The following is a 23,930-nucleotide window of genomic DNA, read 5'->3' on the forward strand; positions in this document are numbered from 1 at the left end:
AGGAGCCTGCGATGTCAGAGAACGAGACGCCCCTCGCGGCGCGGGACCTCCCCGGCGCGAGCGGCGCCGACGGGCCCGCCCCGCGCGACGCAGCCCCCGAGGGGGCCGGGCCGCTCACCGAGGCGCAGGCGATCGAGATCGCCGAGGAGGCCCGCGCCGTCACCGCGGAGATCGCGACCGTCGTCGAGGGCAAGCCCGAGGTCGCGGACCTCGCCCTGCTCGTCCTCCTCGCCGGCGGCCACCTCCTCGTCGAGGACATCCCGGGCGTCGGCAAGACGATGCTCGCGAAGTCCCTCGCCGCCGCGCTCGGCGCGACCCGCCACCGCATCCAGTTCACCCCGGACCTCCTGCCCGGCGACGTCACCGGCGCGAGCGTGTTCAACCAGGCCACCTCCCAGTTCGAGTTCCGACCCGGGGCGGTGTTCACCCAGGTCCTCCTCGCCGACGAGATCAACCGCGCCTCCCCGAAGACCCAGTCCGCCCTGCTCGAGGCGATGGAGGAGCGGCAGGTGAGCGTCGACGGCGTCACCTACCCGCTCGAGGAGCCCTTCATGGTCGTCGCGACCGCGAACCCCGTCGAGATGGAGGGCACCTACCGCCTCCCCGAGGCGCAGCGGGACCGCTTCCTCGCGCAGACCTCCATGGGCTACCCCGTCGCCGGCGCGGAGGCCCGCATGCTCGCCGCCCAGACCGGCCCTGTCCAGGGCGGCGCCCGCGAGGTCATCGACGCCGTGCGGGCGCGCACCACCCCGCAGCGGATCGCCGCCCACGTGCGCGCGACCCGCCGCGTGCACATCGCCCCCGGCCTCCTCGAGTACGTGGTGCGCCTCGCGACCGCGACCCGCTCCCACCAGCAGGTCGCCCTCGGCGCCTCGCCCCGCGCCGCCGTGCACCTCGTGCGCGCCGCGAAGGCCCGCGCCGCGCTCGACGGCCGCCCCCACACCCACCCCGAGGACGTCCGCGCGGTGATCGGCCCCGTCTGGCGCCACCGCCTGCACCTCACCCCGCAGGCCCTCTCCCGCGGCGCGAGCACGGGGGAGGTCCTCGACCAGGTGCTCGCGGCGACCCCGCTGTCGTGACTACCCCTTCCCCGCCCGCCGGGCGCCGGCGCCGTGGCACCGAGCGGACGCCCGCCCCGGGCCGGCGGCTGCGCCCCACCACCCGCGGCATCGTCGTCGCCCTCGCCGCCGTGCTCCTGTGGGTGATCGGCGACCTCACCGAGCTCACCCCCGCCCGCTCCCTCGCCGCGGGCCTGCTGCTGTGCCTCGCCGCGGGGATCGTGTGCATCCTGCTGTGCGGGATCGGTCTGCGGGCCCGGCGCAGCCTGATCGACGACGCCGTGCCGCTGGGCAGCTCCGCCCGCGTGCAGGTGCGCCTCGCCGACGGCGCCCTGTTCCCGACTCTGCCGCTGGGACGCGGCGTGCTGCGCGAGCACCTGCCCGAGGCCCTCGGCGGCCGCGGCGACCTGCCGCTCGCCCGCCGCATGCGCCACACCCTCGCCGTCCCCCGCCGCGGTGCCCACGCGCTGGGCCCCTTCTCGATCGTCGTCGAGGACGTGCTGGGCATGTTCCGCCTCACCGTCACCGCGGAGGACGGCGCCCGCATCGCCGGGCTGCCCCGCGTGGAGACCGTGGAGCCGCTCGCGCTCGCCGCGGCCGGCATCAGCCGCGACGGCGCCGGGCGGGCCGTCACCGGCGGCATCGGCGAGATCGGCGCCATGGCGCGGGTCTACGAGCCCGGCGACGACATCCGCCGCGTGCACTGGCGCGCCTCCGCGCGCACCGGCCGCCTCATGACCCGCGAGGAGGAGCCCGCCGGCGGCCACAGCGCCGTGCTCGTGCTCGACACGAGCCGCCGCGAGGGCATCGCCGAGCCGCAGCGCACCGCCCTCGAGGACCGCCTCGTCTCCCACGCCGCCTCCGTGCTCGAGGCGCTCGGCGCGCACGGCTGGGAGGTGCGCGTGCTCGACGCGAGCGGTGACGAGATCACCCGCACCGAGCGCCGCATGGCCACGCGCGGCGCCTCCCCGCTGGGCCTCGAGGCGGACGCCGGAGCCCGCCGCACGGCCCTGCTCGCCCTCGCCGACGTCGGCTTCGACGACGACCCCGCCTCCTTCGCCGCGGGCCGCGACCACGCCGCCGGCCACACCGCCCTCGCGATCGCGCTCGGCGCCGACGACGGCGACCCCTTCTCGGGTCTGGACCTGGACCGCTTCGCCGGCCGTGCCGCGCACCGCACCGCCCTCGCCCTCCGCTGCGCCGGCGACGGCGCGAGTGAGCGCGGGGGAGAGGCGGCCCCGGCCGTCTCCCGCCTCGGTGCCTGGACCCTCGTGCGGGGCACGAGCGCGGAGCCCGTGGGCGAGCTGCTGGCCGCCGCCGCGGACGACGGAGGCCTGCGATGAGCCCGCTGCTGGGACGCCCCTCCCTCCCCGCCGGCCACGCGGCCGTGCGCGGCGTGCTGCTGCTCGTCGCGCTCATGCTCGCCGTCACGCCGCTGTCGATCCTCATCACCGGTACGGACTGGTTCACCCTCACCCTGATCGGCGCCGCGCCCGTGATCCTCTCCGGGATCGTGCTGCGCAGGCTGCTGCCGCTGCCCGCGCTGGTCCCCACCGTGCAGGTGCTCGTCGTCATTGCGACCGTGATCGTCGTCGAGCTGCGCCAGGACGTCGTGGACCTCTCCGGCGGCCCCGCCTCCCTGGTCACCGAGCAGGTGCGGCTGTTCCCGACCGCCGTCGCGGATCTGACCGCCTCGCTCGCGCCCGTCACCGTGGGCGCCCGCGGCACCGTGCTCGTGGTGCTGATCATGGCGCTCGTCGCCCTGCTGCTGGACATCATGTACCTCGACCTCGGCTGGCACACGCCCACCGCCCTCGTGCTCATGGGCCTCATCGTGGTGCCCGCGCTGCAGCAGCCCTCCGGCGGCGCCTGGTGGACCGTCGCCCTGCCGGTCCTCGCCGGGGCGATCGTGCTCGCCTCCCGCACCCTCCACGCCGATCCCGTGCTCGCCCAGCGGGACCCGCGGCCCCAGGCCGGGCCGCTCGCCGGCGCCGGCCGCACCGCGCTCGCCGCGAGCCTCGTGGTGCTGCTCGTCGCCGTGCTCACCGTGCCCGCCTCGCTGCTGCTGCCGCAGGTCGCGCCCAGCAGGGTCGCGCTCGACATGGACGTCGTCAACGCCTGGCGGAACAAGGACCAGGCGAACCTCGGCTCCGTCATGGTCGACGACTCCGTCTCCGTGCGCCGCTCCCTCCTGCAGCAGGACCCCGTCGAGGTGCTCCGCTACACGACCGACGCCGAGGACCCCTCCTACCTGCGCCTGCGGACCCTCACCCGCTTCGACGGCGAGACCTTCGCGGAGGGCGACCCGGACACCGCCGCCTCCGGCTCCGAGGCGTTCTCCGACGGTCGCGACGACGGGAACGCCGTGAGCGGGGACGACTCCCTGCTCTCCGAGTACTCCGTGACCGTCACCGACCTCGCGGGCGACCGCCTCCCCGCCCCGGCGGACGTCCGCGAGGTCAGCAGCACCGACGCCTCCCTCGACTCCCGGATCGCCGTGGACGCGACGAGCGGGGAGATCAGCGCCGGGGAGAGCTCGGGACCGCTCACCGGCATGGACTACCAGGTCGTCGCCGAGGAGAACCCCGCGAGCGCGCAGGAGCTGCGCGACGTCGACCCCTCGGTGCTCTCCGAGCCGCTGGACTCCGGCTACCTCCGCACGAGCGACGTGCCCGCCGCCGCGACGGACCTCGCCGACTCCCTCGTGGAGAGCTCCGGGGCGAGCAACGCCTTCGACACCGCCGTCGCCTTCCAGGACTACTTCCACAACTCCTTCGACTACTCGCTCACCGTCTCCACCCCGCCCGGGGAGGACCCGCTCGAGTCCTTCCTCGCGGACCGCGTGGGCTACTGCGAGCAGTTCGCCTCCGTGTTCGCGCTGATGATGACCTCGCAGGGCTATCCCACGCGCGTCGTCATCGGCTTCACGGCGGGGGACGTCGACGGCGACCAGCGCGTGGTCTCCTCGACGAACGCGCACGCCTGGCCCGAGGTGTGGTTCGGCCCCGAGCACGGCTGGGTGCGCTTCGAGCCCACGCCGTCGGCCGCGAACAACGGCATCGACGTGCCCGCCGTGACGGACGCGTCCCAGGAGACCGCGCCGAGCTCCGAGCCGAGCGCCGCGCAGACGACCACCGAGGAGCCCACCACCGAGGAGACCACCACGGAGGAGGAGACGACCACGCCGGAGGAGTCGCAGACGGCCTCCGACGCCGGCACCGGCGGCGTCTCCCGCACCGGCGCCGAGGTGGCCGGGGACCTCCTGCGCACCGTCGCCGTGCTCGTGGGCGCGGCGCTCGTCGCGGGTCTGCTCGCCGCGGCCGCCGTGGTGCTGCTGCGCCGCCGCCGGGACGCGCGCCGCACCGCCCGCTGGGAGCGCATGCTCGAGCTGGCGCGCGCGGACGGCGTCTCCTCCGGGGACATGGTGCGCGGCGGTCCCGCGGAGAGCGAGCTGTGGCGTCGCGCCTCCGGGCTCGTGGCCTGGGAGGACCTCGAGGCGGAGCTGCGCGGCCGGGCCGCCGCGGTGCGCTGGCTGGGCTGGACCGGGCTCTGGGGCCGGCCGCCGCTTCACCTGCGCCTGGACGCGGCCCGCCCGCCCGCCGCCGCCCTGGACGCACTGCTGGACGACATCGAGACCGGCTCCGGAGCGCGGGTCACGGACGAGCACCGCGAAGCGGCCGCACGGATCGGTGACGCCGTCTCCGACGCCCGCTACGCCGTGCCCGTGGACCCGGCGCTGTGGGGGGAGGCGTCCGGAACCGGGGGAGGGGCCGACGGCGGCGGGGCCGACGACGGTGCCGACGAGGGGACGGCTCCCGGCGAGGTCGAGCGGCGCGCGCTGCGACCGGACCGCGACCTCCTCGTCGCGCTCGTGCGACGGGCGCGGTAGGGCGCGCGAGCAGGGGGGGCGGCCGCCGGCGAGTGCTCAGGTGCCGGCCGGCAGCGACGGCACCCGTCAGCCCTCCGCCGCGGGCGCATGCGCCGCCGCCAGCTGCTGCGCGAGCTCGTGCACGCGCTGCACGGCCTCCGGCGGGTCCACGACCTGCAGGTGGTCGCCGAACTGCAGGAGCTGGCGCACCGCCTCGAGCTCCTCGCAGGCCACGGTGATCGTGACCCGATCGCCCTCCGGTGCGGTGGCGCCGATGAGCCGGGCGCCCAGGATGCGCCGGGCGAGGTCGAGCCGATTCGCTCGCAGCAGCGCCCGCACCTCGAGGGCCGGGGCGGGGGAGAACTGCTCGAGCAGCGCCGTCCACACGCTCGCGAGCGTCTCACCGTCCCGCAGCCGCGCCGGCTCCGGGAGCGCGATGTGCGGCCGGATCCGCGCGGCGTTGAACATCCGCGCCGTGCCCTCCACGTCGCCGACCAGGTACCACGAGCCGGCCTTGCTGACGAGGCCGTACGGATCGACCGTCAGGCGCCGGGCGGCGCTCTCCCCGCTGCGCCGGTAGGCGAGCTCGACCCGTCGGCGCCCACGGCACGCGTCGAGCAGCGCGGTGAGGTCGGCGCCCGGATCGGCGGTGGGGCTGCCGTCGGACCGGCTGTCGGATCCGCCGTCGGAGCGGGCGACGAACCAGCCCGCGGAGTCGATCCGCAGGACGTCCGCGAGCGGCACGTCCGGCGTGAGCGGCCCGCGCATGGCCGCCTCGAGCTTCTCCTGCGCCCGGGTGCCGAGGTCCCCGAGCCCCACCGCGTCCAGCTGCCGCGCATCCAGTCCCGCCGCGGCGAGGAGCTGCAGCTCCGCGGGCTCGAGCCGGCTGAGGTCGAGCCGTGCCCGGCGGTCCAGGACGATGCCGCCGCCGCGACCGCGCTCCGTGTGGACGGGAACGCCGGCCTCGGAGAGCGCCTCGACGTCCCGCAGGATCGTGCGGCGGGAGACCTCGAACCGCCGCGCGAGCTCCTCGGCCGTCATGGACCCGCGGGTCTGCAGCAGGAGCAGCGTCGACATGAGGCGGGCGGACTTCATGGAGACGATCCTCCCCCAGAAGGAGACAGGAACTGTCATCTCTTCGTGGTGCTGTGGGTCGTGCACCGACCCCGACACCACAGGAGCACCCGATGACGGCCCCCAACCTCTTCCTCCTCTACGTCCGCGACGCCGAGCGGTCCACCGCCTTCTACCGCGACCTGCTCGACATCGAGCCCGTCTTCACGAGCCCCCGCTACGTCGCCTTCGAGGTCGCGCCGGGCGTGCTCTTCGCGCTCTGGACCGGCCGCAGCGAGCACGCCGTCCCGGGCACGCCCCGCACGAGCGAGGTGGGGCTGATGCTGCCCGGGCCCGCCGCGGAGATCGACAAGCTCCACGAGAGGTGGGTCGCCCAGGGCGTGCGCAGCGTCGAGCCGCCGGCCGACGAGGTCTTCGGCCGCACCTTCGTCGTCGCCGACCCCGACGGCAACCTCATCCGCGTGAGCCCGATCGACTGATCCGGTGTGGAGGTCGGACGGCCGAGTGCCCCGGAGGCGATACCGCCAGCCCCCGAGCCCGATCATCCCGGTGCCGTGGCGATCACCTGCTTGTCGCGTCGATCTCCTCCACGTACTTCGCGACGCGCGCGAAGACCTCCTCGTCGTACGGACCCCACTCGGGATGAGGAGTGTCCTCTCCCCGGTAGGACTCGTCGGCGTAGTGCGCCTGGTACGCCGCGAGCTTCACCTCGAGCGCGGCACGCACCCCGGCATACGCGGGGTCGTCGGCCACGTTCCGCACCTCCGTCGGGTCCGCAGCGAGGTCATACAGCTCCCACTCCGCCTCGAAGATCCTGTCCGAGGCGCCGGGGACGCCGAGCCCGGCGCCGTAGTAGTGGATCAGCTTGTGGTCCTGGGTGCGGATTCCATAGTGGGCGGGCGCGTGGTGGATCGGGTCGTCGTGCTCCCAGTAGCGGTAGTAGGCGGCGTCCGGCCAGTCCTCGACCTCCTCTCCGCGCAGCAGCGGGCGGAAGCTGCGTCCCTGCGAGGTGGGCAGCGCCCGAGAGGGATCGAGCCCGCAGATGTCCAGGAAGGTCGCTGCGAAGTCGACGTTGGTGATGATCGCCTCGCAGCGGGATCCGGGAGCGATCTCCGCCGGCCAGCGGATGAGCATCGGCATCTGCAGGGACTGGTCGTACATGAGGCGCTTGTCGAACCATCCGTGGTCTCCGAGGAAGAAACCCTGGTCGGAGGTGTAGACCACGAGGGTGCTGTCGCGGAGCCCCTGATCGTCGAGGTGGTCGAGCAGGCGGCCCACGTTGTCGTCGATCGACTGGATGCACTGCAGGTAATCGCGCATGTAGATCTGGTACTTCCAGCGCATCCGCGCTTCGCGGTTCTCCTCGCCGCGCAGGTGCGGGGGGACCTCGGTCTTGAGGTCATCGGCGCCCATGTCGTCCGCGATCGTCATGTGCACGCCGCGCACCGCCTGAGAACGGGACTCGAGGTCGTCGAAGAAGGTCTCCGGCTCCGGGATCGAGCCGTCCGCATAGAGATGCGTGTGCTTCTCGTCGGGCACCCAGGGGCGGTGCGGCGCCTTATGGTGGACCATCATGCAGAACGGCTCGTCCGCGTCACGCCCGTCGATCCACTCGATCGCGAGATCGGTGACGATGTCCGTCGCGTAGCCGGGCACCGTGCGCGGACCGTCCGCGTCGATCATCTCGGGATCCTGGTAGTCGCCCTGCCCGGGGAAGATCTGCCAGGCGTCGAAGCCGCGCGGGAGGGACTGCCCGTGCTCGCCGAGGTGCCACTTGCCGAACATCGCCGTGGCGTAGCCGTCCTCGTGGAGCGCCTCGACGAAGGTCGGGACCCGATAATCCATCTCCGTCCAGATCGAGGAGACGCCGTTCACGTGGCTGTAGGTGCCGGTGAGGATCGACGCTCGCGACGGGCTGCAAATGGAGTTCGTGCAGAACACGGCGTCCATCCGCACCCCCTCCTCGGCGATGCGGTCCAGGTGCGGGGTGCAGTTCACACGGCTGCCATAAGCGGAGATCGCGTGGGCGGCGTGGTCGTCGCTCATGATGAAGACGATGTTGGGGCGGGTCATGCGGGGGTCCTTCCGGGAGGGGTCTCAGGGAGTCGGGTGTCGAGGGCGGGAGGCAGCACGATGCTGAGGTGCTCGCGATCGGGGGCGAGCTCGGAGGAGAGGAGAGCAGCCGCACGACGTCCTGCCTCCTCGAGCGGCAGGCGGGAGTAGACGAGATCCGGCCAGATCTCCGTGCGCGGCCAGCTGCCGGCGAGGGCGGCGACGACGGTGCCGGGCGCGACGTGGGACACGGCCCGCAGCGAGGTCTCGACGTCCGCACCCCAGGAGCAGAGGACGGCGGTGGTGTCGGGATCGTCGACGCCGAGCAGCGCGTCGGTGATGCTCCGGAGAGTGGATGCCAGGTACCCCCTCGCGATGGCGCCGTCCTCCGCATCCGTCCGTGCGAGGTCCTCGTCGCTCATCCCGGTGCTGACCACGCGCATCGTCACGCCGTCCGCGTGACCCAGCGCGCGCATCAGCGTCGCCTGCCGATCCCGCTCCGCTCGTGACGAGACCTCAGGGCGGACGTGGAGAATCGTGCGGATGTCGCGTCCCGCGAGATGCGTGATCATCTCGCGGGCGCCATGCGCGTAGTCGAAGTCGACGGCGGAGTGGGGAGCGTCAGCGGCTCGCCCGCCGCAGTCGATCGTCACGAGCGGGGCCACACCGACGGCCGCCGCCTCGACGAGCGCGGGCGGTGGCACCGCGTCGTCGTGACCGACGAAGATCAGGCCGTCGATCATGCCGTTGCGGCAGTCCTCGAGGACCCCGGCCGTGGCATCGGGCAGCACCGTCATGCGGAGGCCCGACGTGGCGAGCCCGTTCGCGATGCCCTGCACGATCGCCGCGTACCTGAGGTTCGTGAGCGGCTTGGTGAGCACCACCCCCGCCGTGCGGCTCGAGCGGGTGCGCAGCGACCGGGCCATGGCGTTCGGGGTGTATCCGAGCTCCTTGGCGATCCGGCGCACGCGCGCTCGGGTCTCGGGAGCGAGATGGACATGCGAGTCGTCGTTCAGGGCGTAGGAGACGGTCGAGACGGACACGGAGGCGCGACGGGCGACGTCCTTGAGCGTGGGGCGGGTCATCATCGGATCATGCCGTCTCGTCCCGGCGGTGAGCGAGGGCTTCCGCGTTCTGCTGCACACGGCGCCGTCCGAGCGGGAAGAGGACCAGCAGGATGAGGCCGGCCAGGAGATACAGGACTCCCGGCACGAGTGTCGAGAAGAGGTAGATCCCGTCGATGGTCGCAGCGGACTGCACGTCCTCCCCGGACCGGAACCCGACGATCGCGAGGGCGAAGCCGCCCACGCCGCCCGCGATGGCCTGGCCCACCTTCCGGGCCCAGGTGTTGATCGCATAGACGGTGCCGTCGTCCCGCTCGCCGCTGCGCACCTCCTCGGCGTCGATGACATCGCCGACCAGCGCCCAGATGAGCAGGTTGTAGAAGCCCAGACCGAAACCGGCGAGGAAGGCCAGACCGATGAAGATCCACGGTGAGGCGATGTGCAGCGCGAACAGGAGCACGTAGAGCGTTCCGGTGGCGAGGAGAGCGGTCGTGACGACCTCCTTCTTCCCGAAGCGGGTGGCGAGTCGCGCGGCGATCGGGGAGAGCAGGAGCCCCGGGAGGAACGACGCGAGCTGGGCCGGACCGGACAGCGAGCCGTCGTTGAAGTGGTAGAGCCACAGGTAGGCGGCCATCGTCCCGTAGAGCAGGGAGCCCAGCATGATGACGATGTTCGCGCTGATGAGGGTGAGGAGCGGGCGGCTCCCTGCGAGGGAGCGGACCAGGCTGAGGAAGCTGCGTGCGGAGGCGTCACGCGGCGGGGCGGCGACGCGTTCGCGGACGTTCGCGACGCAGATCCAGTACCAGAGGGCGGCGAGGGCCGAGAAGACGATCGCGGTGGCGAAGAGTCGGCCGGGCATCAGCTGCGACGTGCCGTCGACCATCCCGAACACGATGAGCGGCGGCACCAGCGAGACGAGCAGGCCCGCGGAGTTCGCCCCGATTCCCCTGAAGACCGAGAGCGAGGCGCGCTCCTCGGGGACGATCGTCAGGACGGAGGCCATCGATCCGTACGAGATGTTCGCGACCGTGTAAAAGACCGAGCCCCACAGCAGGTAGGTGATGGCGGCGAACGCGAGGCGGAGCCCGTAGTCCCAGTCGCCGACCATCGGCAGGTACATGAGAGCGCTCGCGACGGCGAGCGGCACGGCGACCCGGCCGATCCAGGGACGGAACCTGCCGTGGGATGAGGGGGCATGACGGTCGAGGAAGCGGCCCCAGCCCACGTCGGTGAAGGCGTCGATGAGCCGCGCGGCCAGGAAGAGCGTGCCCACGTGCGCGGGGTTCAGACCTGCCACGTTGGTGTAGTAGACCATCAGGAACGCGTTGGCCAGCAGGAACGTGAAGTCGTTGCCGAGGTCGCCGAACAGATAACCCACCCGGTCTCGGATCCCGAAGGGGCGTGCGGCGAGGAGTTGGTGCGGCGAGGCCGTGTCAGCGGTGGTGCTCATGGGGGTTCTCTCTTCATCGAGGGGACTCCGCGCAGTGGCGGTGAGGCAGACGCTAGATACTCAATCGTTTGAGGTGAAGGCTCAAACCTTTGAGTTTTCCGAGAGAGGTGTCATCGGCATCGGAGGGCGATGTCGGAGCCGAAACGGCATACCCTGCCCAGGGAGCAATGAGCGTGGAGGAGACGGGTGTGAGCGGCGAGGACGCGCAGGGCTGCGGCTGCGGATGCGGCATGCCGTCGAGGGAGCAGTCCATCGGCATCGGTGAGAGGCCCCCGTCGGCCGCCGTCCCGTCAGCCGATGCCCCGTCGGCCGCCGCCCCCTCCGGCACCCCCGCCCCGGGCCGCCATCGAATCGCGCAGGCCACCGTTCCTGCGGGGACTTTCACGATGGGCGACTCCTGGGGTGACCGGAACCGGGCCGACGGCGAGGTGCCCCGCCACGAGGTGCGCCTGAGCGGCTTCGAGATCGACGCCACGACCGTCACCAACGCGGACTTCACGCGCTTCGTCGACGCCACGGAGTACCGCACCGAGGCGGAGGTCTTCGGCTACTCCGCCGTCTTCCACCTCGCGATCACCGCGCCCGAGCAGGACCTCATGCCGCCCGCGGCCGGCACCCCCTGGTGGCGCGGCGTGCACGGCGCGAGCTGGCGCCGTCCCGGCGGTTCCGGGTCCAGCCTGCGCGGCCTCGAGGACCACCCCGTCGTGCACGTGAGCTGGAACGACGCCCGGGCCTACTGCGACTGGGCCGGGCGCCGCCTGCCCACCGAGGCCGAATGGGAGTACGCCGCGCGCGGCGGCATCGAGGGCGCCAAGTACCCCTGGGGCGACGCCGAGGTGGACGACGGCGGCTGGCGCGCCAACATCTGGCAGGGCGAGTTCCCCCGCATCAACACCCTCGAGGACGGCCACCTCACCACCGCCCCCGCGCGCAGCTACACGCCCAACGGCTACGGGCTCTGGCAGCCCGTGGGCAACGTGTGGGAGTGGTGCGAGGACCGCTTCCATCCCGCCACCTACCGGCGGCCCGGTCAGAGCGGGGAGATCGTGGACCCCACCGGCCCCGAGGACGGCGAGGAGCGCGTGCTGCGCGGCGGCAGCTACCTCTGCCACGACTCCTACTGCAACCGGTACCGCAACGCCGCCCGCTCCCGGAACACCCCGGACTCCTCGATGGGCAACGCCGGCTTCCGCACCGTCGCGCTCCGCATCCCCGACGCCCGCCGCACGGAGGACTCATGACCGAACAGCAGCGACGCTTCCCCGCCTCCGTGTACCGAGAGGGGGAGGAGCCCGATCCCCGCTTCAGCCTCGCCAACGAGCGCACCTTCCTCGCCTGGGTGCGCACGGCGCTCGCGCTCTACGCCGGGGCCTTCGCCCTCGAGGCGCTCGCGATCCCCGAGCCGCTCGTCTGGCGCGCCTCCGCCGCCGCGGTGTTCCTCGTGCTCGGCACGCTCGCCGCGCTGCAGGCCTGGTGGGGCTGGCGGCAGACCGAGCGCGCCCTGCGCCGCGGCCTGCCGCTGCCGGGGCTCGGCGTGGGCGGCGTGATCGTGATCGGCGTGGTGATCGCCGCCGCGCTCGTCGCCCTCGGGATGTGGGTGTGACCGGCGCCGGCAGCGGTCGTGGGGCCGACGGCGGCGCCGGTGTCCGCGGCGCCGTGTTCGACCCGGGCCTGCAGCCCGAGCGCACCCTCCTCGCCTGGCGCCGCACCTGCCTCTCCTTCGCGGCGGGCAGCCTCGTCGCCATGCGCTTCGCCCTCGAGTCGCTTGGCACGGTCGCCGTGGTCGTCGGGGTGCTCGGCGCGGCCCTCGCCGGGCTCGCCTACCTGCTCGCCGTCACCGGGTACCGCCGCGCGAACCGCTCGCTCACCGCGCAGGGCGCCCTGACCCGCAGCGGTCTGCCGATGCTCGTCGCGACCCTCGCCGTGCTCGCGATCGGGGCGCTGGGCGCCGCCTTCCTGCTGCGCAGCGGGTTCGGGATCTGAGGCCCCGCGCGGCCGTCCCGCCCGCGGCCCCGTCGGCCCCGGCCGCGGGCCCGCGGATGTTCATCGGCCGACACCGCCGCGACGCCGGCTCCCGGCCGGTGCTAGCGTGTCCGGCGAATGAACCACATTCTCCGGGGTCAGTGAAACTCTGAGCCGGCGGTGACAGTCCGCGACCCAGCTCCTTCGGGAGCTGGTTGACCTGGTGGAACTCCAGGACCGACGGTGAAAGTCCGGATGGGAGGAGATGTGGCGTCGCCCAGGCGACGCCTGGTGCGCCCTGCGTGCACCCTGCGTCGACCCCCGGCGTCGTCCATGGCCCTGTGCACGCTCCAGGCCATCTCCCCGGACCGCACTCCGGGAGGACGACCGTGCACGACCCGCACCCTCCGCAGCCCGCCGCCGCAGGCGCCGCGCCGCTGCCCGCCCTCGTGCTGCCCGCCGCCGAGCACGCCGCGCTGCGGCGCGCCCTCGAGCTCGCCGCCCGCGGCCCCGCCGACACCCCGAACCCGCAGGTCGGCTGTGTGCTCCTCGCCCCCGACGGGACGACCCTCGGCGAGGGCCATCACCGCGGCGCGGGCACCCCGCACGCCGAGGCCGACGCCTTCGCGGACGCCGCCGCCCGCGGCCACGACCCCCGCGGCGGCACCGCCGTCGTCACCCTCGAGCCCTGCCGCCACACCGGCCGCACCGGCCCCTGCGCCCGCGCCCTCCGCGAGGCGGGCGTGGCCCGCGTCGTCTTCGCCCTGCCCGATCCGGGCGCGGCCGAGGGCGGCGGCGGGGCCGAGCTCGCCGCCGCCGGCATCGACGTCGCCGGCGGCCCCGCGGCCGTGGGGGAGGAGCTCGCAGAATCGGCCCTCGACCTCATCGGCCCCTGGTATGCGCGCGCCGCCCGGCCTGCCGTGCGCGTGATCCTCAAGACCGCGACCACGCTCGACGGCCGCGTCGCCGCCGCGGACGGCACGAGCCGCTGGATCACCGGCCCCGCCGCCCGCGAGCACGCGCACCGGGTGCGCGCGGGCGTCGACGCGATCGTCGTGGGCACCGGGACCGTCCGCGCCGACGACCCCGCCCTCACCGCCCGCCCCGCCGGGGCAGCAGCAGGACCTCAGCCGCTGCGGGTCGTCGTCGGGCGCCGTCCCGTGCCCGCGACGGCGCGGATCCGCGGATCCGACGGCCGCTTCCTGCAGGTGAGCACGCACGACCCGGCGCTCGTCATCGCCCACCTCGCCGCCCGCGGCGTGCGTCGCGTCGTCGTCGAGGGCGGCCCCCGGCTCGCGACGTCCTTTCTCCGCACGGGCGCCGTCGACGAGCTCCACGCCTACCTCGCGCCCGTGCACCTCGGCGCGGGCACGGCCGCCGTCGGGGACCTCGGCGTCGCCACGATCGGCGAGGCGCTGCGCTGGCGCACCGAGCACGTCGAGTGCCTCGGCGAGGACGTGCTGCTCATCGCCCGCCCCGCGGCCGGCGACCCCGCCACCGGCCACCCCTGACGCCCATGACCACCACCGCCCCGCACGACCCCACCGAAGGAGACCCCATGTTCACCGGCATCGTCGAGGAGATCGGCACCCTCACCTCCCTCACCCCGCAGCCCGACGGCTCCGCCCGGCTGCTCCTGACCGGCCCGCTCGCCGCCTCCGACGCCGGCCTCGGCGACTCGATCGCCGTCGACGGCGTGTGCCTCACCGTCGTGGACCTCCCCGGCGACGGCAGTTTCGCCGTGGACGCCGTCCCCGAGACCCTGCGCCGTACCGCACTCGGCGAGAAGGCCGCCGGCGCCCCCGTCAACATCGAGCGCTCCCTGCGCGCCGACTCCCGCCTGGGCGGCCACATCGTCCAGGGGCACGTCGACGGCGTGGGTCGCCTCCTCTCCCGCCGCGGCGAGGGGCGCTGGGAGGACCTCCTGTTCACCCTGCCCGCGGAGATCGCGCCGCTCGTCGCGGAGAAGGGCGCCGTGACCGTCTCCGGCGTCTCCCTCACCGTGACCTCCGCCGGGGCGGACTCCTTCGGCGTCTCCCTCATCCCCGCGACGCTCGAGGCGACGACCCTCGGCACGCTCCGCGAGGGGGACGCCGTGAACCTCGAGGTCGACGTCATCGCCCGCTACGTCGCCCGCCTCACCGGCTTCACCGCCGACGTGGCCGCGGAGGGGGAGGGGCGATGACCGAGCACGGCACGACCAGCCCCGCCGACGGCGCCCCCGCGGACGACGAGCGCTCCTCCCGCATCGCCCGCGCCCTCGCCGAGATGCGCGCCGGCCGCCCCGTGCTCGTCGCCGACTCCGCGGACCGCGAGAACGAGGTCGACGTCATCCTCTCCGCCGCCCTCGCCACCCCCGACTGGGTCGCCTGGACGGTCCGGCACTCCTCCGGCTACCTGTGCGCGCCGCTGCCCGCGGAGCTCGCCGACCGCCTCGAGCTGCCGCTCATGGTCCCGCGCACCCGCGACCCGCTGCGCACCGCCTACACGGTGAGCGTCGACGCCGCCCAGGGCGTCACGACCGGGATCTCCGCCGCGGACCGCACCCGTACCCTGCGCGCCCTCGCCGCGGCCGACGCCGGGCCCGAGGACCTCATCCGCCCCGGTCACGTGCTGCCGCTGCGCGCGGTCGCCGGCGGCGTGCGCGAGCGGCCCGGCCACACCGAGGCCGCCGTGGACCTGTGCCGCCTCGCGGGCCTGCCGCCCGTCGGCATGATCTGCGAGCTCGTGCGGGACGACGGCGAGGTCATGCGCCTGCCCGAGGCGGAGCGCCTCGCCGAGCAGCACGGACTCGCCCTCCTCACGATCGCGGACCTCGCAGCGGACCTCGACGCCCGGGCGACCGCCGCGACCCGCGCCGCCGCGCCCGTGCCCGGCGCCGCGGAGCCCGCCCCGCGCGTGCACCGCGTCGCCACCGCCCAGCTGCCCACCCGGCACGGCGCGCTCACCGTGCACGCCTACCGCGACCGCCGCACCGGCGCCGAGCACCTCGCCCTCGCGGCAGGGGAGATCGGGCCCGACGCCGTCACGACCGTGCGCGTGCACTCCGAGTGCCTGACGGGGGAGGCACTGGGCTCGCTGCGCTGCGACTGCGGCCCCCAGCTCGACGCCGCCCTCGCCGCGATCGCCCGCGACGGCGGCGCGGTCGTCTACCTGCGCGGCCACGAGGGTCGCGGGATCGGCCTCGCCGAGAAGATCGCCGCCTACGCCCTCCAGGACCAGGGGCGGGACACGGTCAGCGCGAACCTCGAGCTGGGCTGGCCCGCGGAGGCCCGCGAGTACGGCGCCGCCGCCGCGATCCTGCAGGACCTCGGCACGGCCCGCGTGGACCTGCTGACCAACAACCCGGACAAGGCCGCCCAGCTCACCGAGCACGGCGTGGGCGTCGAGCAGGTCTCGCCGCTCGTGGTGGGCGTGGTCCCCGAGAACACCGCCTACCTGCGCACCAAGGCCGAGGAGATGGGCCACCGCCTCCCGCCCGAGCTGCTCGACCCCACCGGATCCTCGAGCCCCACCACCCCTGACACCCCTCGACCCGACACCACCACCACCACGGAAGGACCCCACTCATGAGCAAGGCCGGAGCCCCCGCCCTCACCCCCGACGGCCACGGCCGTCACGTCGTCATCGTCGCCGCGAGCTGGCACGACACGATCATGGACGCCCTCGTCGCCGGTGCGCAGCGCGCCCTCGACGCCGCCGGGGCCACCCACGAGCTGCTGCGCGTGCCCGGCTCCTTCGAGCTGCCGCTCGGAGCCCTCCGCGCCGCCGAGAGCGCGGACGGCGTCGTCGCCCTCGGCACCGTGATCCGCGGCGGCACCCCGCACTTCGAGTACGTGTGCCAGGCCGCGACCCAGGGCTTGATGGACGTCTCGCTGCGCACGGAAAAGCCCGTCGGATTCGGCCTCCTGACCTGCGACGACGAACAGCAGGCGCTCGACCGCTCGGGGCTGCCCGGGTCGAGCGAGGACAAGGGGGCGGAGGCCGCGGAGGCCGTCGTCTCCCTGCTCGCCGCTCTCCCGGCCCCCACCGTCTGAGCCGGCCGGGCGGCACCGGTCCCCGGGCATGCGAACGGGGGCGGGGCCAGGGCGTCTGCCCCGGCTCCCGCCCCCGTCGTGGGGCGCTCAGGCCTGGTGGTCGGCGCCGAACTTGCGGTGCCGGGCCTGCTCCTCGAACTCGCGGGCCGCGCGCAGCGAGTCGACCTCGCCCACCACCGGGTTCGGCTGGTGGGTGGCGCGCGTGCCGCTGTACAGGGACAGCAGGTTCATGGCGACGGCGCGCTGGTTGCGGTGGCCGAGCAGCTTCGTGACGTGCACGCCGAGCCACGCGAACCAGCCGACGGTGCCGTTGAGGCCGATCGAGCCGACGCCCGGGAGCTCCGGCATCTCGGTGATCGCGGCATGGCGGCCGATGGTCGCCATCGTGCCGAGGTCGACGTAGTGGAAGGGCTTCTTGACCTTGCCGGCGACGTCGGCCGCGATCGCGCGAGCCACCGCGCGGCCGGCCTGGATGGCGGGCTGGGCGAGCTGGGGGAGGGAGCCGTCGCCACCGGCGATGTCACCCGCGGCGAACACGCCCGGGAAGCCCTTGACCTCGAGGTTCTCGTCGACGTCGAGGCGGCCGCGCTTGTCCTGGGGCAGGCCCCAGGTCTTCACGACGTCCGCGATGGCGACGCCCGCGGCCCAGATGGTGATGTCGGACTCGAGGACGGTGTCGTCATCGAGGGTCACGTAGTCGTAGCCCACGGACTTCACGCCGTGACCCAGGCACAGGTGCACGCCGCGGTCCTCGAGCTCGTGCGCCGCGTACTCGCGGAACTCCTCGCGGAACTCCTTGATGAGCTCGCCGCCGCGCTGCACGAGGCGGATGTTCAGGGTGCCCGGGTCGAGCTCCGGGTAGAGGATGTCCAGCTCCTGCTTGCGGAAGTCGGCGAGCGCACCGGCGATCTCGACGCCGGTGGGGCCGCCGCCCACGATCGAGACGTGCAGCACGTCCCCGTCGCGGGCGCGGCTCGCGCGCTCGAGCTCGGAGAACACACGGTCGCGGATCGCGATGGCCTGCGAGCGCGTGTACATCGGCATCGCGTGCTCCTCGGCGCCCGGCGTGCCGAAGTAGGTGGTCGTGGCGCCGTTGGCGAGCACGAGGTAGTCGTAACGCAGGCGCTTCTCGCCGCGCTGGCCCTCGTCGACGGTGACGACCTTCTGGTCGGGGTCCACGCCGATGACCTCGCCCTGGCGGTAGCGCATGTTGGGGACCTTGAGCGAGAGGCCGCGCAGGAACATCGTGACGTCGCCCGGGTTCAGGCCCGCGGTCGCCACCTGGTAGAGCAGCGGCTGGAAGGTCTTGTAGACGTTGCGGTCGATGAGGGTGACGCGCACGCGGGAATCCGCCAGGCCCAGCACCGCGTTGGCCCCCGCGAAGCCGCCTCCGATGATCACCACGTGGGGCCAGCTCCCGCCGTCCTTCGCGGGGACGGTGGGACGACGTGCCAGGAACGGCAACACCATGGGGAGCTCCTTCTGGGTGACGGCGGGAGCCGGTCCGAGCGTGCCGCGTCGGGCGGGCCCATCGTCGAGGGGGTGTGACGGTCGGTAGGGCGGGACGGCGGTCAGGAGCACCACGGACGGGGCGCCGGACGCCCATCCGCGGGAAGTCGCATCGATGCTACCCAATCCGGGCTCCCGCGCCCATCCTCGCAGGCCCGGGATGTGGCTGAGGAGACGGACGCGGGGGCCCGCGATGCCCGGCGCCCCGGTCGCGGCGGCCCCGCGGGAATCGCGACGGGCGCCGACCGCGACCCCAGGGCGTCGTGAAGGCGGCATCCGGGCGAACGTTTGATAACGCTCCGGTCACCACCTCGGCGAACGGATCCGGGGAGACGCGCGGGCGGCTTGAATGGACGAGGCCCACGCCACAGCCGCCGTGGTGCCGCCCCCCTCCCGTCCCCCGTCTCTCCCCGCGCCAGGAGCATCTCCATGACCCCCTCGGTCTCGCGCCGACTCGCCCGCCGCACCGCCGCCGGGCTCGGCATCGCCGCCGTCTCCCTCACCACGTTCCTCGGCGCCGGCGTCCCCGCCCTCGCCGCGGGCACGGGCGACCAGGTGACGCTGCTGAACATCAACGACTTCCACGGCCGGATCTCCTCGACCGCGAAGGACCTAGCGTGCACGGTCGTCACCGAGGAGAAGGCGGCGCCGAACTCGGCGCTGCTCTCCGCGGGGGACAACATCGGCGCCTCGGAGTTCGCGTCCTACATCGACGACGACAACCCGACGATCGACTACCTGAACGCCCTCGGCCTCGGCGCGTCGGCCGCCGGCAACCACGAGTACGACAAGGGCTACGACGACTTCACGACCCGCGTGCAGGAGCGGGCGGACTGGCCCTACCTCGCCGCGAACGTCACCAAGGACGGCAAGGCCACGACCGATCCCTACGCGATCGTCGACGCCGGTGACGTGAAGGTCGCCGTCGTCGGCGCCGTCACCCAGGAGACCCCGGGGCTCACGTCCCCGGCCGGCCTGCAGGGCGTCGAGTTCGGCGATCCGGTGGACGGCGTGAACGCCGCGATCGAGGAGCTGAAGGCCTCCGGCGAGCAGTACGACGTGCTCGCCGTCGAGTACCACGAGGGCTCCTCCGGCTCCTCCGAGCCGGGCAGCGCCCCCACCCCGACGCCCGTCTTCACGCACCTGATCGACGACACCACCGCCGAGGCGGACGTCATCTTCACCGCCCACACGCACCAGTCCTACGTCTACCAGGCGGCCGTGCCCGGCGAGTCCGGCGAGACCCGGCCCGTCGTGCAGACCGGCTCCTACGGCGAGAACCTCGGCAAGGTCACCCTCGAGAAGGCCTCCGACGGCGACTGGGACGTCGTCGCCGACGCCACCGCGCTCGTCCCCACCGAGGGCGCGGACCTCGAGGCCTGCGCGGGCGACGCCGCCTACGACACCGCCGCGACGATCGCGGACGACGCTGCCGCCGCCGGCGCCGAGGCCGCGAAGAAGGAGGTGGGCGACATCGACACCGACGTCACCACCGCCTACGCGCCCGACGGCGCCGAGTACGTCGACGGCGTCTGGACGAAGAAGAAGGGCTACACCGGCCGCGGCGACGACCGCGGGAGCTCCTCGGCGCTCTCCGACGAGCTCGCCGACTCGATGGTCTGGGCCACCCAGCAGGACTCCTACTCCGGGGACCGCGCAACGATCGGCGTCATGAACCCCGGCGGCGTGCGCGACAACCTCGCCTACGCTCCCTCCGGCGACGAGGGCAACGGCGTGGTCACCTACGGCGAGGCGAACAACATCGTCCCCTTCGTCAACAACCTCTCCACCACGACCCTCACGGGCGCCCAGTTCGAGGACCTCCTCGAGGAGCAGTGGCAGCTCGACGCGGACGGCAACGTCCCCTCCCGCGGCTACCTGCAGCTCGGCCTCTCGGGCAACGTCGACTACACCTTCGACGAGTCCGCCGCGCAGGGCGAGCACATCACCTCCGTCAGCATCGACGGGAAGCCCCTGGACCCGAAGGCCTCCTACAGCCTCGTCGCCGCGAGCTTCCTCGTGGCCGGCGGCGACAACTTCCACACCTTCGCCAAGGGAACGAACACCAAGGACACGGGCCTGCTGGACCGTGACGCGTGGATCAGCTACCTCGGCAAGCACCGCGGCCTCAAGGCCGACTACTCCCAGCGCGGCATCGGTGTGCAGATCACGGCCGGCACCGGCTCCTCGATCGTGCGCCTGACGGGCCTCGAGTCCCGCTCCCTCGGTGCCCCGCAGATCAGCACGGCGACGCTCGAGATCGACGGCGAGACCTTCTCCGCCCCGTACAAGCAGAACAAGGACGGCCAGTGGGGCGCCGACGTGCGCGTCACCCTCCCCGCCGGTGAGCACGAGGGCACCGTCACCGCCGTCCCGGTGACCGGCACCTCGGTGACCTTCCCGATCACGCTCGAGACGGAGCCGGTCTCCTTCTCCGACGTGCCCGCGGGCATGCAGTTCTCCGAGGACATCACCTGGGCCGCCGCCCAGGGTTACGTCACCGGCTGGAGCGACGGCACCTACCGCCCGCTGCAGGACGTGAACCGCGACGCGATGGCAGCCTTCCTCTACCGCATGGCGGGCGAGCCGGCCGTGACCCTGCCCGAGACGTCCCCGTTCACGGACGTGAAGCCCACGGACCAGCACTACACGGCGATCGTGTGGGCACAGCAGCAGGGCATCACGACCGGCTGGAGCGACGGCACCTTCCGCCCCACCACCCCGATCGCCCGTGACGCGATGGCCGCGTTCCTGTACCGCTACGCCGGCGAGCCCCGCTACTCGGACCCGGTCAAGGGCCCCTTCGAGGACGTCTCCGCCTCGCGCAAGTACGCCAAGGAGATCGCCTGGCTGCAGTCCACCGGCATCTCCACCGGCTGGAGCGACGGCACGTACCGCCCGCTGAACCCCATGAAGCGTGACGCGATGGCCGCGTTCATGCACCGCATGGACGACGCCGGCATCGAGTACGTCGAGGACTGACCTCCTCCTCGGGTCCCCGGGGGTGGGCCGTCACGCCCGCCCCCGGGGACCCGCCCTGTCCCACGCCTCACCCCCGCCTCATCCCCCTCCGCTGCGTCCCCCTGCTAGGAGCCCCCATGAGCCCCGCCCGCACCCTCCTCCCGCTGCGCCGCCTCGCCTGCGGCGCCGCCGCCCTCGCCCTCGGCGCCGGCCTCGTGCCCGCCCTCGACGCCCCGGCCCGCGCCGCCGATCTGCTGCCCCCGGGCGACCTCCGCATCAGCGAGGTCTACGGCGGCGGCGGCAACTCCGGCGCCACGTACACCCACGACTTCGTCGAGCTGCGCAACACCTCCGACGCGCCGATCAGCCTCGCCGGCTGGTCCCTGCAGTACGCCGCGAAGGCCGGCGCGTTCTCCGCCGGGAACACGCTCCAGCTGACCGGCACCGTCCCCGCGGGCGGCACCTTCCTCGTCCAGCTCGCCCAGGGCAGCGGCGGCACCGAGGCGCTGCCCACCCCGGACCAGACCGGGAGCCTCGCCCTCTCCGGCACCGGCGGCGTCGTCGCGCTGTCGAACGCGAGCGGCACCCTCACCTGCCAGTTCGAGACCTGCGCGGGCGAGACCGCCGTCGTCGACCTGCTCGGCTGGGGCGGCGCCGCGACTTATGCGGGCACCGCCCCCGCCGCGGCGACCACGAACGCCACCTCCGTCTCCCGCACCGCGGAGACCGGGGACAACGCCGCGGACTTCACCACGGGCGCCCCCACCCCGCAGCCCTCCGGGGCGGACCCGATGGACCCGACCGATCCGACGGACCCGACGGACCCCGTCGAGCCGGGCGCCGTCGTCCCGATCGCGGAGATCCAGGGCACCGGCGCGGCCTCCCCGCTCGCCGGGACCACCGTCACCACCGAGGGCGTCGTCACCGCCGTCTACGCGACCGGCGGCCTGAACGGCTACGTCATCCAGACCGGCGGCACCGGCGGCGACATCGACCCCGCCACCGCGGAGGCCTCGCAGGGCCTGTTCGTGCACTCGCCCGCCACCGTCGGCGACGTCGAGATCGGGCAGGGCGTCAAGGTCACCGGTCAGGTCTCCGAGTACTACGACGCGACCCAGATCTCCGTCGCCGCGGGCGGCCTCACCACCCCGGACGCCGAGCTCGCGCCCGTCGAGCCGGCCGTCCTCACCGGCGGGTTCCCCACCGATCCCGAGCAGCGCGAGCGGCTCGAGAGCATGCTGATCCTGCCCGCGGAGGGCGACCTCACCGTCACCGACGTCTACGAGACGAACAAGTACGGCGAGGTGGGCCTCGCGATCGGCGACCAGGCCTACCGCCAGCCCGCGGAGACCCTGCGCCCCGGCGCCGAGGCGACCGCCCTCTACCAGCAGCAGCTCGACGACATGATCCTGCTGGACGACGGGAAGACCACGAACTTCTCCACCGCCACGGACGTGCCGATGTCCTACCTCTCCACCGAGGAGCCCGTGCGCGTGGGCGCCGGCGTCGGCTTCGAGGAGCCCGTCGTGCTCTCCTACTCCTTCGACACCTGGCGCCTCCAGCCCACGACCCCGTGGGAGTCCTCCGCGACCGACGGCATCAGCTTCGAGGACACCCGCCAGGCGACGCCCGACGAGGTGGGCGGCGACCTCCAGGTGGGCACCTTCAACGTGCTCAACTACCTCACGACCCTCGGCGAGGACACCCCCGGCTGCGAGCCGTACACCGACCGCGCCGGCGAGGGCACCTCGGTGCGCGGCGGCTGCGACCCGCGCGGCGCCTGGGGCCAGGACGACCTCGACCGCCAGCAGTCCAAGATCGTCGACGCGATCTCCACCTCCGGCCTCGACGTCGTGGGCCTCATGGAGATCGAGAACTCCGCGCGCCTCGGGGAGGAGGCCGACGAGGCCACCGCGACCCTCGTCGCCGCGCTGAACGAGAAGGACGGCGCCGGCACCTGGGCGTACGTGCCCACCGCCGCGGCCTACGAGGCCGCCGGATCCGACGCCGGCCAGGACGTCATCTCGAGCGCCCTGATCTACAAGCCCGCCGCGGCCGCCCCGCAGGGCGATGCCGTGGTGCTCGCCGAGGATCCGGCCTTCGCCAATGCCCGTGAGCCGCTCGGCCAGGTGTTCGCGCCCGTCGGCGAGGACAGCAAGGGCCGTGCCGTGCAGGGCGAGCCGTTCTTCTTCGCCGTGAACCACTTCAAGTCCAAGGGCTCGAAGGACGCCGCGGACGCCTCCCTCCCCGCGGATCCGGTGCAGGGCAACTCCCGCACCTCCCGCCTCGCGCAGGCGAACGCCCTGAACACGTGGGTGCAGGAGCAGCAGGAGGCGCTCGGCGTCGAGGACGTGCTGCTGGGCGGCGACTTCAACGCCTACACGCAGGAGGACCCGCTGCAGGTGTTCTACGAGGCCGGCTACACGGACCTCGGCTCCACCTTCGACGAGGACGGCTGGTCCTACAGCTTCGACGGCATGACCGGCTCCCTGGACCACGTGCTCGCCAACGACTCCGCCCGCGAGCGGATCACCGGCGCCACGGACTGGTCCATCAACGGCGCCGAGTCCCCGCTCGCGCTGTACAGCCGCGCGAACACCAACGTCACCGAGCTGTACCAGGAGGGCCCCTTCGCCTCCTCGGACCACAACCCGATGATCACCGGCCTGGACGCCGAGTTCGCCCCGGCCTCCGGCGGCGGGAACGGGAACGGCAACGGCAACGGCAACGGCCACGGGAACGGGAACGGCAAGGGCCGGGACAACGACAACAAGGGCCCCGGGAAGAACAACGGCACGCCCGGTGGCAGCAACAGCGGCATCGGGAAGGGCAAGGGCCGGCAGGGCTGAGCCCTGACCTCGACCGGTGCTGAGGCCGGGGCGCTCTCGCGGCGCC

General features: G+C 73.7%; 18 protein-coding genes and 1 riboswitch. Of the genes, 13 read left to right on the plus strand and 5 right to left on the minus strand.

The window, feature by feature from the left end:
- Nucleotides 1–11 precede the first annotated feature (11 nt).
- The 3 genes from C1N80_RS04940 to C1N80_RS04950 are packed head-to-tail and all read left to right on the plus strand — an operon-like array spanning nucleotide 12 to nucleotide 4,947.
- On the plus strand, nucleotides 12–1,079 hold the full coding sequence (locus C1N80_RS04940) for a MoxR family ATPase (protein ID WP_137769763.1): 1,068 nt from the start codon (nucleotides 12–14) through the stop codon (nucleotides 1,077–1,079).
- Nucleotides 1,076–2,401 carry a DUF58 domain-containing protein gene (locus C1N80_RS04945; RefSeq protein WP_137769764.1) on the plus strand — a complete coding sequence of 442 codons (1,326 nt, stop codon included), beginning with the start codon at nucleotides 1,076–1,078 and terminating at the stop codon, nucleotides 2,399–2,401. Before C1N80_RS04940 ends, C1N80_RS04945 begins: the two co-directional genes overlap by 4 nt.
- The gene (locus C1N80_RS04950) at nucleotides 2,398–4,947 is read left to right on the plus strand and encodes a DUF3488 and transglutaminase-like domain-containing protein (RefSeq protein ID WP_137769765.1); all 2,550 of its coding nucleotides are present in this window, start codon (nucleotides 2,398–2,400) and stop codon (nucleotides 4,945–4,947) included. Before C1N80_RS04945 ends, C1N80_RS04950 begins: the two co-directional genes overlap by 4 nt.
- 66 nt (nucleotides 4,948–5,013) lie before the next feature.
- On the opposite strand, the gene C1N80_RS04955 is transcribed toward C1N80_RS04950, so the two are convergent.
- Nucleotides 5,014–6,021, minus strand: a complete 1,008-nt coding sequence (locus tag C1N80_RS04955) for a YafY family protein (RefSeq protein WP_137769766.1) — start codon at nucleotides 6,019–6,021, stop codon at nucleotides 5,014–5,016.
- 92 nt (nucleotides 6,022–6,113) lie between these two features.
- On the opposite strand from C1N80_RS04955, the gene C1N80_RS04960 reads away from it, so the two are divergent.
- Nucleotides 6,114–6,479, plus strand: coding sequence for a VOC family protein (locus C1N80_RS04960; RefSeq protein ID WP_137769767.1), 366 nt, complete (start codon nucleotides 6,114–6,116; stop codon nucleotides 6,477–6,479).
- Between the two features lie 82 nt (nucleotides 6,480–6,561).
- Here C1N80_RS04960 and C1N80_RS04965 read toward each other — a convergent pair whose 3' ends face one another.
- The 3 genes from C1N80_RS04965 to C1N80_RS04975 are packed head-to-tail and all read right to left on the minus strand — an operon-like array spanning nucleotide 6,562 to nucleotide 10,566.
- Nucleotides 6,562–8,073 (minus strand): sulfatase, encoded by a 1,512-nt coding sequence (locus C1N80_RS04965; RefSeq protein ID WP_137769768.1) that lies wholly within the window; start codon nucleotides 8,071–8,073, stop codon nucleotides 6,562–6,564.
- A complete protein-coding gene (locus tag C1N80_RS04970; protein WP_168198024.1) occupies nucleotides 8,070–9,137 on the minus strand; it encodes a LacI family DNA-binding transcriptional regulator in 1,068 nt (355 codons plus the stop codon). Before C1N80_RS04970 ends, C1N80_RS04965 begins: the two co-directional genes overlap by 4 nt.
- A 7-nt stretch (nucleotides 9,138–9,144) precedes the next feature.
- A complete protein-coding gene (locus C1N80_RS04975) occupies nucleotides 9,145–10,566 on the minus strand; it encodes an MFS transporter (RefSeq protein ID WP_137769770.1) in 1,422 nt (473 codons plus the stop codon).
- A gap of 230 nt (nucleotides 10,567–10,796) precedes the next feature.
- On the opposite strand from C1N80_RS04975, the gene C1N80_RS04980 reads away from it, so the two are divergent.
- From C1N80_RS04980 to ribH, 7 genes are all read left to right on the plus strand, one after another.
- Entirely contained in the window at nucleotides 10,797–11,807 is a 1,011-nt protein-coding gene (locus tag C1N80_RS04980; RefSeq protein WP_137771655.1) for a formylglycine-generating enzyme family protein, read from the plus strand.
- Complete coding sequence (locus C1N80_RS04985) at nucleotides 11,804–12,169, plus strand: YidH family protein (protein ID WP_137769771.1); 366 nt, start codon at nucleotides 11,804–11,806, stop codon at nucleotides 12,167–12,169. Before C1N80_RS04980 ends, C1N80_RS04985 begins: the two co-directional genes overlap by 4 nt.
- Nucleotides 12,166–12,549 (plus strand): DUF202 domain-containing protein, encoded by a 384-nt coding sequence (locus C1N80_RS04990; protein WP_137769772.1) that lies wholly within the window; start codon nucleotides 12,166–12,168, stop codon nucleotides 12,547–12,549. Before C1N80_RS04985 ends, C1N80_RS04990 begins: the two co-directional genes overlap by 4 nt.
- A 122-nt stretch (nucleotides 12,550–12,671) precedes the next feature.
- A riboswitch (FMN riboswitch) is annotated at nucleotides 12,672–12,799 on the plus strand.
- Nucleotides 12,800–12,917: 118 nt separating this feature from the next.
- On the plus strand, nucleotides 12,918–14,039 hold the full coding sequence (ribD, locus tag C1N80_RS04995) for a bifunctional diaminohydroxyphosphoribosylaminopyrimidine deaminase/5-amino-6-(5-phosphoribosylamino)uracil reductase RibD (protein WP_370297216.1): 1,122 nt from the start codon (nucleotides 12,918–12,920) through the stop codon (nucleotides 14,037–14,039).
- 47 nt (nucleotides 14,040–14,086) lie between these two features.
- Entirely contained in the window at nucleotides 14,087–14,713 is a 627-nt protein-coding gene (locus C1N80_RS05000) for a riboflavin synthase (protein ID WP_137771657.1), read from the plus strand.
- Entirely contained in the window at nucleotides 14,710–16,101 is a 1,392-nt protein-coding gene (ribA, locus tag C1N80_RS05005) for a GTP cyclohydrolase II (RefSeq protein WP_137769773.1), read from the plus strand. Before C1N80_RS05000 ends, ribA begins: the two co-directional genes overlap by 4 nt.
- On the plus strand, nucleotides 16,098–16,565 hold the full coding sequence (gene ribH / locus C1N80_RS05010) for a 6,7-dimethyl-8-ribityllumazine synthase (protein WP_137769774.1): 468 nt from the start codon (nucleotides 16,098–16,100) through the stop codon (nucleotides 16,563–16,565). The genes ribA and ribH overlap by 4 nt, the downstream gene beginning before the upstream one ends.
- An 87-nt stretch (nucleotides 16,566–16,652) precedes the next feature.
- Here ribH and C1N80_RS05015 read toward each other — a convergent pair whose 3' ends face one another.
- Nucleotides 16,653–18,035 (minus strand): NAD(P)/FAD-dependent oxidoreductase, encoded by a 1,383-nt coding sequence (locus C1N80_RS05015; protein WP_137769775.1) that lies wholly within the window; start codon nucleotides 18,033–18,035, stop codon nucleotides 16,653–16,655.
- Between the two features lie 468 nt (nucleotides 18,036–18,503).
- Between C1N80_RS05015 and C1N80_RS05020 the strand changes: the two genes are divergently transcribed.
- Complete coding sequence (locus tag C1N80_RS05020; protein WP_137769776.1) at nucleotides 18,504–21,056, plus strand: 5'-nucleotidase C-terminal domain-containing protein; 2,553 nt, start codon at nucleotides 18,504–18,506, stop codon at nucleotides 21,054–21,056.
- Between the two features lie 116 nt (nucleotides 21,057–21,172).
- Nucleotides 21,173–23,884 (plus strand): ExeM/NucH family extracellular endonuclease, encoded by a 2,712-nt coding sequence (locus C1N80_RS05025; RefSeq protein WP_137769777.1) that lies wholly within the window; start codon nucleotides 21,173–21,175, stop codon nucleotides 23,882–23,884.
- Nucleotides 23,885–23,930: the final 46 nt, after the last annotated feature.

Source organism: Brachybacterium sp. SGAir0954 (assembly GCF_005490785.1).
Classification (GTDB): Bacteria; Actinomycetota; Actinomycetes; order Actinomycetales; family Dermabacteraceae; genus Brachybacterium; species Brachybacterium rhamnosum.

Excerpts from the sequence above, each read along its gene's own strand:
- C1N80_RS04940 (WP_137769763.1), top strand. The coding sequence starts at position 12 with ATGTCAGAGAACGAGACGCCCCTCGCGGCGCGGGACCTCCCCGGCGCG.
- C1N80_RS04950 (WP_137769765.1), top strand. The coding sequence starts at position 2,398 with ATGAGCCCGCTGCTGGGACGCCCCTCCCTCCCCGCCGGCCACGCGGCC.
- C1N80_RS04955 (WP_137769766.1), bottom strand. The coding sequence starts at position 6,021 with ATGAAGTCCGCCCGCCTCATGTCGACGCTGCTCCTGCTGCAGACCCGC.
- C1N80_RS04960 (WP_137769767.1), top strand. The coding sequence starts at position 6,114 with ATGACGGCCCCCAACCTCTTCCTCCTCTACGTCCGCGACGCCGAGCGG.
- C1N80_RS04965 (WP_137769768.1), bottom strand. The coding sequence starts at position 8,073 with ATGACCCGCCCCAACATCGTCTTCATCATGAGCGACGACCACGCCGCC.
- C1N80_RS04970 (WP_168198024.1), bottom strand. The coding sequence starts at position 9,137 with ATGACCCGCCCCACGCTCAAGGACGTCGCCCGTCGCGCCTCCGTGTCC.
- C1N80_RS04975 (WP_137769770.1), bottom strand. The coding sequence starts at position 10,566 with ATGAGCACCACCGCTGACACGGCCTCGCCGCACCAACTCCTCGCCGCA.
- C1N80_RS04980 (WP_137771655.1), top strand. The coding sequence starts at position 10,797 with ATGCCGTCGAGGGAGCAGTCCATCGGCATCGGTGAGAGGCCCCCGTCG.
- C1N80_RS04985 (WP_137769771.1), top strand. The coding sequence starts at position 11,804 with ATGACCGAACAGCAGCGACGCTTCCCCGCCTCCGTGTACCGAGAGGGG.
- C1N80_RS05000 (WP_137771657.1), top strand. The coding sequence starts at position 14,087 with ATGTTCACCGGCATCGTCGAGGAGATCGGCACCCTCACCTCCCTCACC.
- ribA (WP_137769773.1), top strand. The coding sequence starts at position 14,710 with ATGACCGAGCACGGCACGACCAGCCCCGCCGACGGCGCCCCCGCGGAC.
- ribH (WP_137769774.1), top strand. The coding sequence starts at position 16,098 with ATGAGCAAGGCCGGAGCCCCCGCCCTCACCCCCGACGGCCACGGCCGT.
- C1N80_RS05015 (WP_137769775.1), bottom strand. The coding sequence starts at position 18,035 with ATGGTGTTGCCGTTCCTGGCACGTCGTCCCACCGTCCCCGCGAAGGAC.
- C1N80_RS05020 (WP_137769776.1), top strand. The coding sequence starts at position 18,504 with ATGACCCCCTCGGTCTCGCGCCGACTCGCCCGCCGCACCGCCGCCGGG.
- C1N80_RS05025 (WP_137769777.1), top strand. The coding sequence starts at position 21,173 with ATGAGCCCCGCCCGCACCCTCCTCCCGCTGCGCCGCCTCGCCTGCGGC.